The 17,113-nt window shown below is 74.8% G+C and carries 19 protein-coding genes; 13 read left to right on the forward strand and 6 right to left on the reverse strand.

Features of this window, described 5'->3' with window-relative positions; all coding sequences use genetic code 11:
• The first annotated feature begins 4 nt into the window (after positions 1 to 4).
• Complete coding sequence (locus BM158_RS06120; RefSeq protein ID WP_091555528.1) at positions 5 to 931, forward strand: DNA-3-methyladenine glycosylase family protein; 927 nt, start codon at positions 5 to 7, stop codon at positions 929 to 931.
• Here BM158_RS06120 and BM158_RS06125 read toward each other — a convergent pair.
• Together BM158_RS06125 and rfbA are read right to left on the reverse strand one after the other, a co-directional pair.
• Complete coding sequence (locus BM158_RS06125) at positions 916 to 1,527, reverse strand: dTDP-4-dehydrorhamnose 3,5-epimerase family protein (RefSeq protein WP_091555530.1); 612 nt, start codon at positions 1,525 to 1,527, stop codon at positions 916 to 918. The two genes, BM158_RS06120 and BM158_RS06125, sit on opposite strands and share 16 nt — an antisense overlap.
• The gene (gene rfbA / locus BM158_RS06130) at positions 1,524 to 2,384 is read right to left on the reverse strand and encodes a glucose-1-phosphate thymidylyltransferase RfbA (protein ID WP_091555532.1); all 861 of its coding nucleotides are present in this window, start codon (positions 2,382 to 2,384) and stop codon (positions 1,524 to 1,526) included. The genes BM158_RS06125 and rfbA overlap by 4 nt, the downstream gene beginning before the upstream one ends.
• 103 nt (positions 2,385 to 2,487) lie before the next feature.
• Between rfbA and rfbB the strand changes: the two genes are divergently transcribed.
• A complete protein-coding gene (rfbB, locus tag BM158_RS06135) occupies positions 2,488 to 3,483 on the forward strand; it encodes a dTDP-glucose 4,6-dehydratase (protein ID WP_091555534.1) in 996 nt (331 codons plus the stop codon).
• Positions 3,480 to 4,358 carry a dTDP-4-dehydrorhamnose reductase gene (gene rfbD, locus BM158_RS06140; protein ID WP_091555536.1) on the forward strand — a complete coding sequence of 293 codons (879 nt, stop codon included), beginning with the start codon at positions 3,480 to 3,482 and terminating at the stop codon, positions 4,356 to 4,358. The genes rfbB and rfbD overlap by 4 nt, the downstream gene beginning before the upstream one ends.
• Here the strand turns inward: rfbD and BM158_RS06145 are convergent.
• Both BM158_RS06145 and cofD read right to left on the reverse strand, forming a co-directional pair.
• Positions 4,346 to 5,419 (reverse strand): coenzyme F420-0:L-glutamate ligase, encoded by a 1,074-nt coding sequence (locus BM158_RS06145; RefSeq protein WP_091555538.1) that lies wholly within the window; start codon positions 5,417 to 5,419, stop codon positions 4,346 to 4,348. The two genes, rfbD and BM158_RS06145, sit on opposite strands and share 13 nt — an antisense overlap.
• On the reverse strand, positions 5,403 to 6,353 hold the full coding sequence (gene cofD, locus BM158_RS06150) for a 2-phospho-L-lactate transferase (RefSeq protein ID WP_091555540.1): 951 nt from the start codon (positions 6,351 to 6,353) through the stop codon (positions 5,403 to 5,405). The genes BM158_RS06145 and cofD overlap by 17 nt, the downstream gene beginning before the upstream one ends.
• A 321-nt stretch (positions 6,354 to 6,674) precedes the next feature.
• Between cofD and BM158_RS06155 the strand changes: the two genes are divergently transcribed.
• Positions 6,675 to 6,986 carry a WhiB family transcriptional regulator gene (locus BM158_RS06155; RefSeq protein ID WP_229827617.1) on the forward strand — a complete coding sequence of 104 codons (312 nt, stop codon included), beginning with the start codon at positions 6,675 to 6,677 and terminating at the stop codon, positions 6,984 to 6,986.
• A 32-nt stretch (positions 6,987 to 7,018) separates the two neighbouring features.
• On the forward strand, positions 7,019 to 7,834 hold the full coding sequence (locus BM158_RS06160; RefSeq protein ID WP_131801983.1) for a hypothetical protein: 816 nt from the start codon (positions 7,019 to 7,021) through the stop codon (positions 7,832 to 7,834).
• A gap of 7 nt (positions 7,835 to 7,841) precedes the next feature.
• Here BM158_RS06160 and BM158_RS21710 read toward each other — a convergent pair whose 3' ends face one another.
• Positions 7,842 to 8,468 carry a hypothetical protein gene (locus tag BM158_RS21710; RefSeq protein ID WP_165628843.1) on the reverse strand — a complete coding sequence of 209 codons (627 nt, stop codon included), beginning with the start codon at positions 8,466 to 8,468 and terminating at the stop codon, positions 7,842 to 7,844.
• 298 nt (positions 8,469 to 8,766) lie between these two features.
• Positions 8,767 to 9,222 carry a metallopeptidase family protein gene (locus tag BM158_RS06170; protein WP_091555545.1) on the reverse strand — a complete coding sequence of 152 codons (456 nt, stop codon included), beginning with the start codon at positions 9,220 to 9,222 and terminating at the stop codon, positions 8,767 to 8,769.
• A gap of 110 nt (positions 9,223 to 9,332) precedes the next feature.
• Between BM158_RS06170 and BM158_RS06175 the strand changes: the two genes are divergently transcribed.
• The 8 genes from BM158_RS06175 (at position 9,333) to mtrA (ending at position 17,109) form a co-directional block, all read left to right on the forward strand.
• Positions 9,333 to 9,683 carry a DUF3499 domain-containing protein gene (locus BM158_RS06175; protein WP_091065328.1) on the forward strand — a complete coding sequence of 117 codons (351 nt, stop codon included), beginning with the start codon at positions 9,333 to 9,335 and terminating at the stop codon, positions 9,681 to 9,683.
• Between the two features lie 82 nt (positions 9,684 to 9,765).
• Positions 9,766 to 11,145, forward strand: a complete 1,380-nt coding sequence (locus BM158_RS06180) for a phosphomannomutase/phosphoglucomutase (RefSeq protein ID WP_091555547.1) — start codon at positions 9,766 to 9,768, stop codon at positions 11,143 to 11,145.
• Positions 11,142 to 11,345 carry a Trm112 family protein gene (locus tag BM158_RS06185; RefSeq protein WP_229827616.1) on the forward strand — a complete coding sequence of 68 codons (204 nt, stop codon included), beginning with the start codon at positions 11,142 to 11,144 and terminating at the stop codon, positions 11,343 to 11,345. The genes BM158_RS06180 and BM158_RS06185 overlap by 4 nt, the downstream gene beginning before the upstream one ends.
• Positions 11,342 to 12,499: an SIS domain-containing protein gene (locus BM158_RS06190; protein ID WP_091555549.1), complete on the forward strand. Its 1,158-nt coding sequence runs from the start codon at positions 11,342 to 11,344 to the stop codon at positions 12,497 to 12,499. The genes BM158_RS06185 and BM158_RS06190 overlap by 4 nt, the downstream gene beginning before the upstream one ends.
• Positions 12,496 to 13,500, forward strand: a complete 1,005-nt coding sequence (locus BM158_RS06195; RefSeq protein WP_091555553.1) for a cation diffusion facilitator family transporter — start codon at positions 12,496 to 12,498, stop codon at positions 13,498 to 13,500. Before BM158_RS06190 ends, BM158_RS06195 begins: the two co-directional genes overlap by 4 nt.
• Before the next feature lie 26 nt (positions 13,501 to 13,526).
• Positions 13,527 to 14,699, forward strand: coding sequence for a mannose-6-phosphate isomerase, class I (manA, locus tag BM158_RS06200; protein WP_091555555.1), 1,173 nt, complete (start codon positions 13,527 to 13,529; stop codon positions 14,697 to 14,699).
• A 137-nt stretch (positions 14,700 to 14,836) separates the two neighbouring features.
• Entirely contained in the window at positions 14,837 to 16,324 is a 1,488-nt protein-coding gene (ahcY, locus tag BM158_RS06205; protein WP_091555557.1) for an adenosylhomocysteinase, read from the forward strand.
• Between the two features lie 80 nt (positions 16,325 to 16,404).
• Positions 16,405 to 17,109, forward strand: coding sequence for an MtrAB system response regulator MtrA (mtrA, locus tag BM158_RS06210; protein ID WP_278247553.1), 705 nt, complete (start codon positions 16,405 to 16,407; stop codon positions 17,107 to 17,109).
• Positions 17,110 to 17,113 lie beyond the last annotated feature (4 nt).

The following is a 17,113-nucleotide window of genomic DNA, read 5'->3' on the forward strand; positions in this document are numbered from 1 at the left end:
GTCCGTGACCGCCGCGACCGTCCTCCCCCGGGAGCGGACCTGGCAAGCCGACTGGCCGCTCGACGTGCGCCGCGCGCTCTCGCCGCACCGGCACGGCCACAGCGACCCCACCCTGCAGTACGCGGACGACGGCGCGGCCTGGCGGACCACCACCACCCCCGACGGTGCGGCCACCGTCCGGTTGACCGCCCGCGCAGCGCTCGTGCGGGCGCAGGCCTGGGGCCCGGGCGCGGCGTGGGCCCTGGACGCCGTCCCGCGGTGGCTGGGTGCCGACGACCGGCCCGAGGACTTCCCCGCCGACCGGCACCCGTTGGTGGAGCAGCTGCACCGGGCCTCCCCGTGGCTGCGCATCGGCGGCACCGGACGGGTCTGGGACGCCCTGGTCCCCGCCGTCCTCGAGCAGAAGGTGACCGGCATCGAGGCGCACCGCACCTTCGTGCAGCTGCTGCGGCTGGCCGGGGAACCCGCCCCGGGCCCCGCGCCGGCCGGGATGCGGGTCGTGCCGTCGGCCGAGCGGGTGCGCGCGGTGACCGACTGGGAGTGGCACCGCTGCGGCCTGGACGGCGCCCGCCGCCGGGCCCTGCTCGCCGTCGCCTCGGTGGCGTCCCGGCTCGAGTGCGACGACCACACCGACTGCGAGGGCCTGCGTCGCCGGCTGCGCTCGGTCCCCGGCATCGGCGTCTGGACCGCGGCCGAGGTCGCGCAGCGGGCGATCGGCTGCCCGGACCAGGTGAGCGTCGGCGACTACCACCTCAAGAACCTGGTCGGGTGGTCGCTGGCCGGCCGCAAGACCGACGACGCCGGCATGCTCGAGCTGCTGGAGCCTTTCCGCGGCCACCGGCAGCGGGTCGTCCGGCTGCTGGAGGTGGGCGGGTCCCGCCCGCCCAAGCGGGGCCCGCGGATGGCCCCGACCGACTACCGGCGGTTCTGAGCCCGCAGCTCGGCGTACCGGGCGGTGCACTGCGCCATGGTCGGCAGCAGACCCTGGTCCCGGGCCTCGGCCAGGGTGGGGGCGGCGGTGTCCTTGGCCGACAGCTCGAACTCGACGTCGGTCGGCCAGGGGAGCGCGAGGTCGGGGTCCATCGGGTGGACGCCGAACTCGCGGCCGGGGGAGTAGCCGGACGAGACCAGGTAGGTCACGGACGTGCGGTCCTCCAGTGCCACGAACGCGTGCCCGAGGCCCTCGGCCAGGTACACCGCGCGGGGCTGCTCGCTGTCCAGCTCCACGGCGTCGACGACGCCGAAGGTGGGCGAGTCGACCCGGACGTCCACGACGACGTCGAGGATCCGCCCGCTCGGGCAGTAGACGTACTTCGCCTGGCCGGGGGGCACGAGGGCGAAGTGCACGCCGCGCAGCACGCCGCGGGCGGACACGGAGTGGTTGGCCTGGGCCAGGGTGAGCGGGTGGCCGACCGCCTCGGCGAGCACGTCGGCCCGGTACCACTCGGTGAACCGTCCCCGGCTGTCGCCGTGGGGCACCAGGTCCAGCACGTAGGCGTCGGGCACGGCCAGTTCGCGGACGTTCACGCCAGCAGCCCCATCAGGTAGTCGCCGTAGCCGCTCTTGGCCAGGGGCTCGGCCGCCCGCCGCAGGCCGTCGTCGTCCAGCCAGCCGTTGCGCCAGGCGACCTCCTCGATGCAGCCGATCTTCAGGCCCTGCCGCTCCTCGACCACCGACACGAACTCGGTGGCCTGGCGCAGCGAGGCGAAGGTCCCGGTGTCCAGCCAGGCGGTGCCGCGGTCCAGCGCGGTGACCGTGAGGCGGCCCTCGCGCAGGTAGTGCTCGTTGACCGCGGTGATCTCCAGCTCGCCGCGCGCGCTGGGGGTGGTGGAGCGGGCGACGTCGACCACGTCCGCGGCGTAGAAGTACAACCCGGGGACGGCGTAGGAGCTCTTCGGGACCGCCGGCTTCTCCTCGATGGAGATCACCCGGCCCCCCTCGTCGAACTCGACGACGCCGTAGGCCGCCGGGTCGGCGACGTGGTAGGCGAACACGTGCCCGCCGTCGGGGTCCGGCAGCCGCGAGAGCGCGGTGCCCAGGCCCGCGCCGTAGAAGATGTTGTCGCCCAGCACCAGGGCCACCGACTGGTCGCCGATGAACTCCGCCCCGATGAGGAACGCCTGCGCCAGGCCCTCGGGCCGGGGTTGCACCGCGTACTCGATCCGCATGCCCAGCCGCGACCCGTCGCCGAGCAGGTGCTCGAAGGCGGCCTGGTCGGCGGGGGTGGTGATCACCAGCACCTCGCGGACGCCGGCCATCATCAGCGTCGAGAGCGGGTAGTAGACCATCGGCTTGTCGTAGACCGGCATCAGCTGCTTGCTGACCGCCTGCGTGATGGGGAAGAGCCGGCTGCCGGTGCCCCCGGCGAGGATGATGCCGCGCATTGGCCAGACGCTAGGGCACCGGTGACCGGCTGTGACCGACCCCTGGCCCGTCCGGGTGAGATGTCCTCGGACCGGGGCCGCCGTCCCGTTAACGTCTGCGGACATGCGCGTCCTCGTCACCGGCGGTGCCGGCTTCATCGGCTCCCACTACGTCCGGACGATGCTCTCCGGCGGCTACCCGGGCTACGAGGACGCCGAGGTGACGGTCTTCGACAAGCTGACCTACGCCGGCAACCTGGCCAACCTGGCCCCGGTCGCCGACAGCCCGCGGTACCGGTTCGTGCAGGGCGACATCTGCTCGCCCGCCGACCTCGACGCGGCGCTGCCCGGCCACGACGTCGTCGTCAACTTCGCCGCCGAGTCCCACGTGGACCGCTCGATCACCGGCGCCGCCGGGTTCGTGCTGACCAACGTGCTCGGCGCCCAGCAGGTCTTCGAGGCCGCGCTGCGGCACGGCGTCCGCCGGGTCGTGCACGTGTCCACCGACGAGGTCTACGGCTCCATCGACGAGGGCTCCTGGACCGAGGACCACCTGCTGGAGCCCAACTCGCCCTACTCGGCGGCCAAGGCCGGCAGCGACCTGATCGCCCGGGCCTACGCGCAGACCTACGGGATGGACATCTCCATCACGCGGTGCAGCAACAACTACGGCCCGTACCACTTCCCCGAGAAGGTCATCCCGCTGTTCGTGACCAACCTGCTCGACGGGCAGAAGGTGCCGCTCTACGGGGTCGGGGCGAACGTGCGCGACTGGCTGTTCGTCGACGACCACTGCCGAGGCATCCAGCTGGTCGTGGAGAAGGGCGCGCCGGGCGAGTTCTACAACATCGGCGGCGGCCGCGAGCTGTCCAACCGCGAGCTCACCGAGCAGCTGCTGGCCGCCACCGGCCGTGACTGGTCCTACGTCGAGGAGATCGTCGACCCCCGCGGCGGCGGCCACGACAAGCGCTACTCCGTCGACTACTCCAAGACCGCCGGGCTCGGCTACGCCCCGCGGATGACCTTCGAGGACGGCCTCGCGCTGACCGTGCAGTGGTTCCGCGACAACCGCGCCTGGTGGGAGCCGCTCAAGGCCGCCGCGGCCACCGCCCGGGCGTGAGCACCGCCTGGCTGGTCACCGGGGCCCACGGCCAGCTCGGGAACGACCTGCAGCTCGCCCTCGCCGGGTCCGGCGACCACCTCACCGCCGTCGGGCGGGCCGAGGTCGACCTGACCGACGAGGCGTCGGTGCGCGGCGCCGTGCGGTCCTGGCTGTCCGGCGTCACCGCCGACCGGGCCGTGGTGGTCAACGCGGCGGCCTACACCGCCGTCGACGCCGCCGAGGACGACGAGTACACCGCGCTGGTGGTCAACGGGCACGCCCCCGGCTGGCTGGCGGAGGAGCTGGCCGGCCGCGGCCGGCTGGTCCACGTCTCCACCGACTACGTCTTCGACGGCACGGCCACCGCTCCCTACCCGGTCGACGCCCCGACCGCGCCGCGCTCGGCCTACGGCCGGACCAAGCTGGCGGGGGAGCAGGCGGTCGCCGCCGTCGGCGGGGACGCGTCGGTCGTCCGCACCGCCTGGGTGCACGGCCGGCACGGCGGCAACTTCGTGCGCACCATGGTCGCCCTCGAGCAGGCGCGGGACACGGTCTCGGTGGTGGACGACCAGGTGGGCTCGCCGACCTGGTCGGCCGACCTCGCCGCCGGCCTGGTCGCGCTGGGCCGGGTCGACGGGCCGGTGCCGCCGGTGCTGCACTGCACCGGCGCGGGGCAGGTCAGCTGGTTCGGCCTGGCCCGGGCGGTGTTCACCGAGCTGGGCGCCGACCCCGCGCGGGTGCTGCCCACCACGTCGGCGGCGTTCGTCCGCCCGGCCCCGCGTCCGGCCTACTCGGTGCTGGACGGCAGCGCGTGGGACGCCGCGGGCCTCCCGGCCCGCCGGGACTGGCGGGTGGCCCTGCACGAGGCGATGGCCGAGGGCTACCGGGACTGACCGGCCGGTGCACCCAGCCGGATGCGCCCGACCAGCGATGACCCGCCCGGGGTGCCGACCGGCTCCCACCGCGTCGCCCAGCCCTCGGCGTGCAGCTGCACCAGCGCTGCTGCCAGCAGGGCGCCCAGCGCGAGGGCGGTGACCTGGCTCGGGGCGTCGGTGAGGTGCACGTCGACGACGTCGTCCTCCTCGCTGCCGTAGGAGAACACCACCGGGAACTCCGGCAGCGCGGCCACCGCCACCCGGAACGCCGCCGCCACCGCCTCCAGCGCCCCCGGCCGGGGGACGACGGCGGCCGCCGCGGTGCGGGCGGGCACCAGGTCGCGGGTGCCCAGCGCGAACAGGTCGCCGGGCCCGAGCCGCACCAGGGGGCGGGTGCCGGTGTCGTCCTCCGGTGGGGTGACCGCCAGCCCGCGGACGACGGCGACCGGCACGCCGCCGAGCTTGCCCTTGACGAGGTCCGCCGCGGCGGCGAGCTCGTCGACCAGCGCCACCTGGGTGGTCTCCAGCCGGTTGCCGTGCGCGTCGACGTCGCCGCGGTGGTCCAGGAGCGCCGGGATGCCGGCCGAGCCGACCGCGACGTCGGTGAGCCCCTCCCGCCACGTGCGGCCGAAGGTGTCGCTGACCACGACCGCGACGGTCACCCCGAGCAGCCGCCGCAGCGCGTCCCGCAACCGGCGCGCCGAGGCGTCGGCGTCCTCGGGGAGCAGCACCAGCGTGTCGCCGGCGGTGTTGGAGGCATCGATCCCGGCCGCCGCCACCACCCACCCGTGCCGCGTCTCCACGATCTTCAGGGGTCCGCGGCGGGCGACCACCCGCACCGTCTCCGCGTCGATCGCGCGCTGCCGCACGGCCTCGCGGTCGGCGCCCGGGGGGACGGCGACCAGGTTGCCCTCGACCTTGGAGACCACCTTGCTGGTCACCACCACGACGTCGCCGTCGGTCAACCAGGGGGCGGCGGCGGCGAGGGCGCCCGCCAGGTCGTCGTCCGGCCCGAACTCGGGCAGGCCGGTGACCGGCGTGATCGTCAGGCCCGGAGGAAGGTCACCCACGTGCGGCATCCAACGCCGCCTGCGCCATGGCCTGCGTGGCCGGGGGGTCGCTCATGAGCAGCGGGACCCGCCGGACGTCGACGCCGGGGACGTCGGCGGTGTCGGTCTCGTGCACCAGCCAGGCGTCCAGCAGCCCGCCGTCGGACCGGGCGCCGTAGTGCCGGCCGACACCCTCCGCGCTGACCTCGACCCCGATCGCGGACAGGCACCGGTCGGCCATGCCGCGCAGCGGCGCACCGTCGACGACGGGGGACAGGCCCACCACGCGGGCCGGGGAGGCGAGCAGTGCCTCGCGCAGGCCGGGGACGCCGAGGACGGTGCCGACCGACACCACCGGGTTGGACGGCGCGACGAGCACCGCGTCGGCGGCGGCGAAGGCCTCGACCACGCCGGGCGCCGGGCGGGCGTCGTCCACACCCACCTGCACGAAGGCGTGGGCATCCAGCGCCGCGCGGTGGCGCACCCACCACTCCTGGAAGTGGACCGCCCGCTGCCGGCCGGTGTCGGGGTCGGAGACCACGACGTGCGTCTCGACGCGCTGGTCGCTCATCGGCAGCAGGGTGACCCCCGGGTCCCACCGCTGGGCGAGGGCCAGCGTGACCTCCGACAGCGGGTAACCGGCATCGAGCATCCGGGTGCGCACGAGGTGGGTGGCGAGGTCGCGGTCGCCCAACCCGAACCAGGTCGGCTCGGCCCCGTAGGCAGCCAGTTCGTCCTTGACGACCCAGCTCTCGTCCCGCCGGCCCCATCCCCGGACGGGGTCGATTCCGTCACCGAGCGTATACATCACCGAGTCGAGGTCCGGGCAGATGCGCAGGCCGTGCAGGGTGACGTCGTCGCCGGTGTTCACCACGGCCGTGATGTCGGCGTCCGGGGCCGCTGCGCGCACCCCGAGCAGGAACCGGGCGCCGCCGACGCCGCCGGCCACGATCACGATCCGCATGCACACCATGGTGCCCGATGGCAAGACCCGTTCTCGTGGTCGGATCCGTGTCGGAATGATCTGGACCAATTGCCCCGGTTGTGCAGGCAATAGTTGTACACGAGGGCGGCGTGTCACCGGGTTTCGTGACGCTTCCGGAACCCTCCGTGACCGCTGTGACGGGTGTGACGGGTGGGGCGAACAGCTCGACTTGACCCCACCCAACTGACACGGCTGTAATTCCTCCGGTGTCACCAAGTGGGTGCCGTCGGGAGTGGCCCGATGATCACGCACTGTGACGAAGGCGAGAGGGGACGCATCGTCATGGCCGAGGTGTCGTGGTTGAGCGAGTACAAGCAGCAGCAGCAGGCCGGCGTCGCCGGCGGGGTGGCCGGGTTCAGCGCGCTGGACTGGTCCTCCGGGCTGGAGGACGAGGACCAGGGGTGGCAGGAGCGCGCACTGTGCGCCGAGACCGACCCCGAGGCGTTCTTCCCGGAGAAGGGCGGCTCCACCCGCGAGGCCAAGAAGATCTGCACCGGGTGCGAGGTCAAGGTCGAGTGCCTGGAGTACGCGCTGGGCAACGACGAGCGCTTCGGCATCTGGGGCGGCCTCTCCGAGCGCGAGCGGCGCCGGCTGCGCCGTCGGGCGGTCTGAGGCCCCACCTCCGCATGGGCCACCATGGACGGGTGATCACCCGGGTGGCCGAAGGACGGAGCAGGGTGGTGCGGGAGATCCGCGCCGTGGCCCCGCTCCTGGCAGGACCAGGCACACCGACCACCGCCCGCGGGCCCTGGCTGGCCGCCGCGCTGCACGCGGCGCCGGCCCCCGTCCCCCGGGTGCGCCACCGGGCCGTGGTCGTCGAGGCGCACCGGCAGGGCCGTCCCGCGGGGGCGGCCCTGCTGTCGTCGCGGACCGTGCTGCGCGGCGGGCGACGGGTCACCCTGGTCCGCCTGCTCGGGGACGGCGGGCCGCCCGGGCCGCCGGGTGCGGCCCCCCGCCGGATGCCCGCCGCCGACCCCGCCGTGGCGGCGCAGCTCGCCGACGGCGTGGCCGACCTCCTCGCGCGCACCCGTGGCCCGTGGGAGCTCTCGCTGACCGGGCTGCCGATGGGCGACCCCGTCCTCGCGGCGCTCGGTGCCCGGCTGGGCACCGGGGCGTCGTTCCGGACCGCCCGCAGCAGGGCGCTGGTCGACGCGCTGGACGAGGTCGGCCCGGTGCAGCGGTCCACCGACCCGGCCGGTCTCGAGCGCTGGCTGCCGGTCCTGCTCGCGCACCGGCCGGCCGGTTCCCGCCGCGCGGACGTGCGCGCCCTGGCCCGGGTGCACGCCGCGGCCGGGGTCCTCGAGCACGCCGTCGTGCTGGGGGACGACGGCGCGCGGGCGGGGCTGCTGACCCTGCTCGACAGCGGCGTGCGTCGCCCCTGGTTCGGCTTCGGCCCCGGGCTGCGGGACGCCCCGGGTCAGCCCTGGGTGTCCCTGGTCGCGGACTCGCGCGGCCGCTGACCCCGGGTCACTGCCCGGTGAAGGTCCCGCCGGCGGCGGCCGAGGCCTCGCCGTCACCCAGCCGCAGGGTGCCCGAGACCGTGCCCCGGCGGTCCTGCAGCTCGACCTCGAGCGCGTAGCTGCGGCCGGTGGCGGCCGGCGGCGACCCGTTCGGGCGGGTGTAGGTCGGGAAGGACCCGCGCAGCCGCACCCCGTCGTCGCCCGTGCGGGTCGCCTCCAGGTCCGGTGAGGGCAGGTCCGCGTACTCGGTCAGCCCGCGGCGGCAGTCGGCCGTGGCCGGGTCGGCGGGCGGTGCGTCGGCCAGGCAGTTCCACACCGCGAACTCGACGTGGGCCAGGGTGCGGTCGCCGTCGCTGCTCACCCGCACGACGGGGTAGGCCACGGTCACCCCGACGGCCCGCGGCTCGAGGACGACGCCGCCGAAGGACGCCGTCGCGGTGAAGCCGTCGGGGCCGGGGGCGAGGTCGGTGGCGGCCAGGTCACCGGGGGCCGCGGCGGTCAGCGGCGCGGGGGCCGTGGTGCTCGGCGCGCCGGTGGACCCCCCGGTCGAGGTGGTGGTGGCTGCGGTGGCCCCGGCCGAGGGTGCCGCGTCGTCGCCGGTGTCCTTCCCGACGAGCAGGGCGGTCGCGGCCACCGCGGCGACGACCGCCAGGACGGCACCGCCCGCGAGGAGTGCCCTGCGGCTCGCGGTCGGATCGGCGGCGGTGGCTGTGCCCCGGTCGGTGTCGTCGGCGGGGGCCGTCGCCGGGTCGGCGGGCAGTTCGCGCGGTGAACCGGGCGGTGCGGCGAAGAAGCCGGGCAGGTCGTCGACCTCACGGGGCGGCGGGCCGGGCCGGGCCGCGGACGCAGCCGGGTCCGCCGCCGCCGGTGGTGCCGTCCTCGACCGCCGCCACCGGCGCCCCCGTGCCCCGTCCGTCACGCACGACAGCATGTCAGCCGGTCGGGTCGATCTCCTCCGGGTCGCGCCCGAGCAGCACCGCGACCTGGTCGACCACCACGTCGCGCACCAGGTCGGCGAGGTCCTCGGGGTCGTGCGCCCGGATCTCCAGCGGGCGCCGGTAGACCACGATCCGCGGCGGGTGGTCGACGCCGTCCTCGCGCCGGCCGGGCAGCACCCGGGCCAGCGGCACGCTGCCGTCGTCGAGCACGTCGGCGTCCAGCACCACCTCGTCCGGGCTGGAGTGGTCGACCCAGGGCACGTCCTCGACGGCGAACTCGACGCCGGCGAGCTCCTTCTCCCAGTGCCGCTCGATGTCCTCGACGGCGTCCAGCACGAGGTCGTCGAACTGCTCGGACCGGCTGCGCGACAGCGGGACCCCGGGCGGGACCAACCGGCCCCGCAGGCCACGGCCGTGCCGGTCGCGGCGGCGGGCGGGAGGTCGAGGCATGGCGGGGCGAGCCTACGGGGCCACCGGGTGACCCCGGTGACACGGCCGCGGTGCGCCTCCTGACGCAACTCCGGCAGCGGGGCTAGGGTGCCAGCCGTGAGGAACCGGTGGTGAGGCAGTCACGTCGCTGCTCGCGCAGTGGGTGCGCGCAGCCGGCGGCGGCCACGCTGACCTACGTGTACGCGGAGTCCACGGCCGTCGTCGGGCCGTTGGCGACCTACTCCGAGCCGCACAGCTACGACCTGTGCGAGTTCCACGCCGAGCGGCTGACCGTGCCGCGGGGCTGGGAGGTCGTCCGCCACGAGGTCGACACCGAGGACTCCGGTCCCACCGGTGACGACCTCCTCGCGCTGGCCGACGCCGTCCGCGAGGCGGCCCGGCCCGAGCCCGAGCGCGACCCCGCCGACGACGGCTCGGGGACCCGGCGCGGCCACCTCCGGGTGCTGCCCAACCTGCCCTGACCCGGTTCGTCGGACCCCGTCGCTAGGGTCGCAGACGTCGGCCCGCCCGGGGCGACGACGACCGACCCGAGGTGGACCCGCGGTGCCCGACCTGTCCTCGCTCATCAAGGCCTACGACGTCCGCGGGGTCGTGCCCGACCAGTGGGACGAGACCGTCGCCCGGGCCATCGGTGCGGCGTTCGCGGAGTTCGTGCACGCCGAGAGCGGGGCGACCGCCGTCGTCACCGCCCACGACATGCGCGAGACCTCCGTCCCGCTGTCCCGCGCCTTCGCCGAGGGCGTGCTCAGCCGGGGGGTCGACGTCGTGGAGGCCGGCCTGGGCTCCACCGACATGCTCTACTTCGCGGCCGGCAGCCTCGACCTGCCGGGCGCGATGTTCACCGCCAGCCACAACCCGGCGCGGTACAACGGCATCAAGATGTGCCGCGCAGGGGCAGCCCCCATCGGGCAGGACTCCGGCCTCGCGGAGATCCGGTCCTGGACCGAGCAGCTGCTCGACGGCGCCACGGTGTTCCGGCGCGAGGTCGCCGCGCCGGGCACGGCGACCAGCCGCGACGTGCTCGCCGAGTACTCGGCCTACCTGCGCGGGCTGGTCGACCTGACCGGCATCCGCCCGCTCAAGGTCGTCGTCGACGCCGGCAACGGCATGGGCGGGCACACCGTCCCGGTCGTGCTCTCCGGGCTGCCGCTCGAGGTGGTGCCGATGTACTTCGAGCTCGACGGCTCCTTCCCCAACCACGAGGCCAACCCGCTGGACCCGGCCAACCTGGTCGACCTGCAGCGCGCGGTCCCCGAGCACGGCGCCGACATCGGCCTGGCCTTCGACGGCGACGCCGACCGGGTGTTCGTCGTCGACGAGCACGGGGACCCCGTGAGCCCGTCGGCCATCACCGCGCTCGTCGCGGTGCGCGAGCTCGCCCGCGGGGTCGGGACGACGATCATCCACAACCTCATCACCTCGTCGGCAGTGCCCGAGATCGTCCGCGAGCACGGCGGCGAGCCCGTGCGCACCCGGGTCGGGCACAGCTTCATCAAGGCCGAGATGGCCCGCACCGACGCCGTGTTCGGCGGAGAGCACTCCGCGCACTACTACTTCCGCGACTTCTGGCGGGCCGACACCGGCATGCTGGCCGCCCTGCACGTGCTGGCCGCCCTCGGGGAGCAGCCCCGGCCGCTGTCCGACCTGGCCGCCGCCTACAGCCGGTACAGCGCGTCGGGCGAGATCAACTCGACCGTGGACGACGCGGCCGGCCGCACCGCCGCCGTGCGCGACGCGTACACCGGCGAGGGGGGCGGCGTCGTGGACGAGCTCGACGGGCTGACCGTCACGCTGCCCGACGGCGCCTGGTTCAACCTGCGCGCCAGCAACACCGAGCCGCTGCTCCGGCTCAACGTCGAGGCCCCCGACGAGCAGCGGATGGCCCAGATCCGCGACGACGTGCTGAGGATGGTGCGCGCATGACGACCGACCCGTTCCCCGGGACCCTGGGCATCGACCCGGCCCTGCTGGCCATCCTGGCCTGCCCGGACACCCACCACAGCCCGCTGACCCCCGACGCGGAGGCCGGCGAACTGCTGTGCTCCACCTGCGACCGGGCCTTCCCGGTCCGCGACGGCATCCCCGTGCTGCTGCTGGACGAGGCCCGGCACCGGTCGTCATGACCTCGCCGGAGCTGGCCGAGGAGGTCCTCGACGACCCGGAGCTGCTCCGCGCCCGCGACCCGCGCGGCCTGCTGCCGGCGGTGGCCGGCGCCGGCGCGCAGGTCCGGGAGACCGCCGCGCTGACCCGGGAGGCGGGCCTGGAGCGCGTGACCGCGGCCGGCCGGCCGCGCGGGCTGGTCGTGGTCGCCCGTCGGGAGGGTGCGGTCGCCGCGGCCGTGCTGCGTGCGCTGCTGGGCCCCGCCAGCCCGGTCACCGTCGACGTCGTCCCCGGCCCGCAGCTGCCGGTGTGGATGGGGGCCTCCGACGTGGCCGTGGTGGCCACCCGGACCGGGGCCGGCACCTACGCCGTGACCCCGGCGCACGAGGCCGCCCGGCGAGGGGTGGCGGTGGTCGGCATCGGCGCCGAGGGCGCCCCGCTGCACGCCACCTGCGCGGGCAGCCGCGCCCCCTACGTCCCGCTGCCGCCCAGCCGGGTGCAGCACACCACGCTGTGGTCGCTGCTCACCCCGATGCTGCTGCTGGCCGCCGACCTCGGCCTGCTCGCGCCCGACCTGGCCGACACCGGGGCCGTCGCCGACGCCCTGGACGCCGTCGCCGCCGACTGCGGGCCGGTCACGCCCACCTACGCCAACCCGGCCAAGACGCTCGCCCTGGACCTGCTGGACGCACTGCCGGTGCTCGTCGCCGAGGGCCCGCTGGCCGCAGCCGCGGCCGGCCGGGTCGCCGACCAGCTGGCCACCCTGGCCGGCCTGCCCGCCCCCACCTTCCGGCTGCCCGACCAGCGGGTGGCCGCCTGCGCCGTGCTGGGCGGTCCGCTGGCGCCCGACGCCGCCGAGGACTTCTTCCGCGACCGCGCCGAGCACGACGCCCGGCGGCTGCGGCTGATCACCGTGCGCGACAGCGGCGCCCCCGAGGACGGCCGCGGCGAGCGCGACCCCCGGTCGGCGTCCGAGGCGCTGCAGCAGGTGCTGCGCACCGCCGCCGAGCGGACCGTGCCCGTCACCGGCCTCGCCGACCAGGGCGCCGCCGAGGGCGCCGGCCGGCTGGTCACCGTCGCCCGGCAGCTGGTCGCCGGCGACCTCGCCGCGGTCTACCTGGCCCTGGCCCTGGACGCCGAGCGGGCACGGGGAGGCGGGGGCAGACTCCTCCCGTGACGCAACCAGCACGGCCGGCCGCCGACGCACCCGAGGCGGAGGGCGGTGGCCACGGCGGGGGAGCCAAGGCCGTCGTCGCCGCGCTGCTGGCCAACCTCGGCATCGCCGTGGCGAAGTTCGTCGCCTTCCTGGTGACCGGCGCGTCGTCGATGCTCGCCGAGGCCATCCACTCGGTCGCCGACTCCGGCAACCAGGTGCTGCTGCTGGTCGGCGGTCGCACCTCGCGGCGGGCAGCCGACGCCGAGCACCCCTTCGGCTTCGGCCGGGACCGCTACGTCTACGGCTTCCTGGTCGCGGTGGTGCTGTTCAGCGTCGGTGGCTGCTTCGCCGTCTACGAGGGCGTGCACAAGATCATCGAACCCGAGGAGCTCACCAGCCCCGGCTGGGCGTTCGGCGTCCTCGGCGTGGCCATCGTGCTGGAGTCGTTCTCCCTGCGCACCGCCAAGAAGGAGACCGACGCGGTCAAGCAGCCGGGGGACAGCTACTGGGCCTTCATCCGCCGCGCCCGCGCACCGGAGCTCCCCGTGGTCCTGCTCGAGGACACCGCCGCGCTGTCGGGTCTGCTGCTCGCTCTGGCCGGGGTCGGACTCACCGCCGCGACCGGCAACGGCGTCTGGGACGGCCTGGGCACCGTGGCCATCGGCCTGCTGCTGGTCGCGGTGGCTTCCGTGCTGGCCGTCGAGACCAAGAGCCTGCTGCTCGGCGAGGCCGCCACCCCCGACGTGCTGCGGCGCATCGAGCAGGCGCTCGTGGGCGGTGAGCACGTCGACTCGGTCATCCACCTGCGCACCCAGCACCTGGCGCCCGAGGAGCTGCTGGTCGCCGCCAAGATCGCCGTCCGGCACGACGACACCGCGCAGGCGGTGGCCCGGGCCATCGACGAGGCCGAGTCCCGGATCCGCGCCGAGGTCCCGATCGCCACGCTCATCTACCTCGAACCGGACATCCGCCGGGCCACGGGCTCAAGCCGGGAGCCGGGGGTGCCGACCACCCAGGGGTGACCACGACCCCGGTAGCGTCCCCCGCGATGTGGCAGCTACGGAGCAGCGTCCGGCACTACGACTGGGGTCACGAGTCGATCATCCCCGAGCTGCTCGGGCTGGAGGCCGACGGCACGCCCTGGGCCGAGCTCTGGCTGGGCGCCCACCCCGACGAGCCCAGCCTGCTGCCCGACGGCCGCGGCCTGGACGCCGCCATCGCCGCCGACCCCGACGGCCTGCTCGGTGAGCCGGTGCGCCGCCGCTTCGGGGACCGGCTGCCCTTCCTCATGAAGGTGCTCGCCGCCGGGTCGCCGCTGTCGCTGCAGGCCCACCCCACCAAGGCGCAGGCCGAGGCCGGCTTCGCCGCCGAGGAGGAGGCGGGGGTGCCGCGGGAGGACCCCACCCGCACCTACAAGGACGCCAACCACAAGCCCGAGATCCTCTGCGCGCTCACCCCGGTCGAGGCGCTGTGCGGCTTCCGGCCGGTCGAGGAGTCGCTGCACTGCCTGGCCAAGCTGCAGCTGCCCGAGCTCAAGCCCACCATCGCCGCGCTCGCCCGGGGCGGGCTGAAGGTCGCCGTCCCCCAGCTGCTCGCGCTGTCCGGCCGGCGGCGCCAGTCCCTGGTGGCGGCCGTCGCCGAGCGCGCGGCCGCGTCGGTGGCCGCGAGCGACCCCGAGTTCATCAACACGTACCGGTGGGCCGCCCGGCTCGCGGAGAAGTACCCGGGCGACCCCGGCGTCGTCATCTCGCTGATGTGCAACCACCTCACCCTGCAGCCGGGCGAGGCGGTGTTCCTGCCCGCCGGGAACCTGCACGCCTACCTGGCCGGCAGCGGCGTCGAGCTGATGGCCAACTCCGACAACGTGCTGCGCGGCGGGCTCACGCCCAAGCACATCGACCTCGCCGCCCTGGTCGAGGTGCTCGACTTCACCGACGGCAAGGTCCCCGTGCTGCGGCCGGTCCTCGGCCCCGGCGGGCTGCGCTACCCCGTCCCGATCGACGACTTCGACCTGACCCGGGTGCAGCTGGACGCGCAGCCGGGGGAGCTCACCACCCCGGGCCCGCAGATCCTCCTCTGCGTCGAGCGGACCGCGGTCCTGGAGTCCGGCGGGGAACAGGTCACCCTGCAGCCGGGCGGTGCGGCGTTCGTCCCCGCGGGCCGGACCGTGCACGTCAGCGGCCCGGCCGTGCTCTTCCGGGCCACCACCGCCCTGCTCTGAGGTCCCGGCGCGGGCCGTGCCGAGGCGTTACCCTGGACCACGGCACGAGCCCCGCCGAAGCCTCGGCATGCTCGCTCACGAACAGATCCGACGCAGCCGCAGCCACCGGGCGCGGCCGGGACCCACTCTGGAGCGACATGACCGCCAGCACTGGCGCGCGCACCCTGACCGACGGCGACTTCAAGGTCGCCGACCTCTCCCTCGCCGGCTTCGGCCGCAAGGAGATCACCCTCGCCGAGCACGAGATGCCCGGCCTCATGGCCCTCCGTGCCGAGTACGGCGAGGAGCAGCCGCTGGCCGGCGCCCGCATCGCCGGCTCGCTGCACATGACCGTGCAGACCGCCGTCCTCATCGAGACCCTGACCGCGCTGGGCGCCGACGTCCGCTGGGTCTCCTGCAACATCTTCTCCACCCAGGACCACGCCGCCGCGGCCATCGCCGTCGGCCCCGAGGGCACCCCCGAGGCGCCCGCCGGCGTCCCGGTCTTCGCCTGGAAGGGCGAGACGCTGGAGGAGTACTGGTGGTGCACCCAGCGCCTGTTCGAGTTCCGTGACGAGTCCGGGACGGTCATCGGCCCGAACATGATCCTGGACGACGGCGGCGACGCCACCATGCTCGTCCACCTCGGCACCCGGTTCGCCGCCGACGGCGCGGTCCCGGACACCACCGAGGCCGACAGCGAGGAGTTCGGCGTCGTCCTGCAGGTGCTGCGCGACACCCTCGCGGCCGACCAGCAGGTCTGGACCCGCATCGGGGAGAACATCAAGGGCGTCACCGAGGAGACCACCACCGGCGTCCTGCGCCTGTACGAGCTCGCCCGCGACGGCCGGCTGCTGTTCCCGGCGATCAACGTCAACGACTCGGTGACCAAGAGCAAGTTCGACAACCTCTACGGCTGCCGGCACTCCCTCATCGACGGCATCAACCGGGCCACCGACGTGATGATCGGCGGCAAGGTCGCCGTGGTCTGCGGCTTCGGCGACGTCGGCAAGGGCTGCGCCGAGGCGCTGCGCGGGCAGGGCGCCCGGGTGATCGTCACCGAGATCGACCCGATCTGCGCGCTGCAGGCGGCGATGGAGGGCTACCAGGTCACCACCCTGGACGACGTCATCGGCATCGCCGACATCGTGGTCACCACGACCGGCAACAAGGACATCATCTCCGCCGAGCAGCTGGCCGCCACCAAGCACCAGGCGATCATCGGCAACATCGGCCACTTCGACAACGAGATCGACATGGCCGGTCTGGCCCGCACCCCGGGCATCGTGAAGACCAACATCAAGCCGCAGGTCGACGAGTGGCGGTTCCCCGACGGCCACACGATCATCGTGCTCTCCGAGGGCCGGCTGCTGAACCTGGGCAACGCCACCGGGCACCCCAGCTTCGTGATGAGCAACTCCTTCACCAACCAGGTGCTCGCCCAGATCGAGCTGTGGGCCAACCGCGCGGCCTACGAGGGCAAGACCCCCGGCGTCACCGTGCTGCCCAAGCACCTGGACGAGAAGGTCGCCCGGCTGCACCTGGACTCCCTCGGGGTCAAGCTGACCGAGCTGACCAAGGTGCAGGCCGACTACCTCGGCGTGCCGGTCGAGGGTCCGTACAAGAGCGACCACTACCGGTACTGACGCACCCCACCGCACCCGCCCGGGTCACCCGACCCGGGCGGGTGCGGTACCCGCGGGGGCCGCACGCGCACAATGGGCCCGTGCCCTCCTCCGCCGTGCCCGGATCCGCCCGCGGACGCGTGCTGGTCGTCGACGACGACGCCGCGCTCGCCGAGATGCTCGGCATCGTGCTGCGCCGCGAGGGCTACGAGCCGGCCTTCGTCGCCGACGGCGCCCGCGCGCTGAGCACCTTCCAGCAGGTCCGCCCCGACCTGGTGCTGCTGGACCTCATGCTGCCCGGCCGCAACGGCCTGCAGATCTGCGGCGACATCCGCGCCCAGTCCGGTGTCCCCATCATCATGCTCACCGCCAAGGGCGACACGATCGACGTCGTCCAGGGCCTCGAGGCCGGCGCCGACGACTACGTCACCAAGCCCTTCAAGCCCGTCGAGCTGGTCGCCCGGGTGCGCTCGCAGCTGCGCCGCGGCGAGACCGGCCAGGCCGAGACGCTGTCCATCGGCGACCTGACCATCGACGTCCCCGCCCACCAGGTCAGCCGGGGAGGGGAGTCCATCGCGCTCACCCCGCTGGAGTTCGACCTGCTGGTCGCCCTGGCCCGCAAGCCCCGCCAGGTGTTCACCCGGGAGCTGCTGCTGGAGCAGGTGTGGGGGTACCGGCACGCCGCCGACACCCGCCTGGTCAACGTGCACGTGCAGCGGCTGCGCTCGAAGGTCGAGCGCGACCCCGAGCGCCCGGAGGTCGTGCTGACCGTGCGCGGGGTGGGCTACAAGGCCGGCCCGGCATGACCCG

The organism is Klenkia taihuensis (genome assembly GCF_900112525.1).
Lineage (GTDB): Bacteria > Actinomycetota > Actinomycetes > Mycobacteriales > Geodermatophilaceae > Klenkia > Klenkia taihuensis.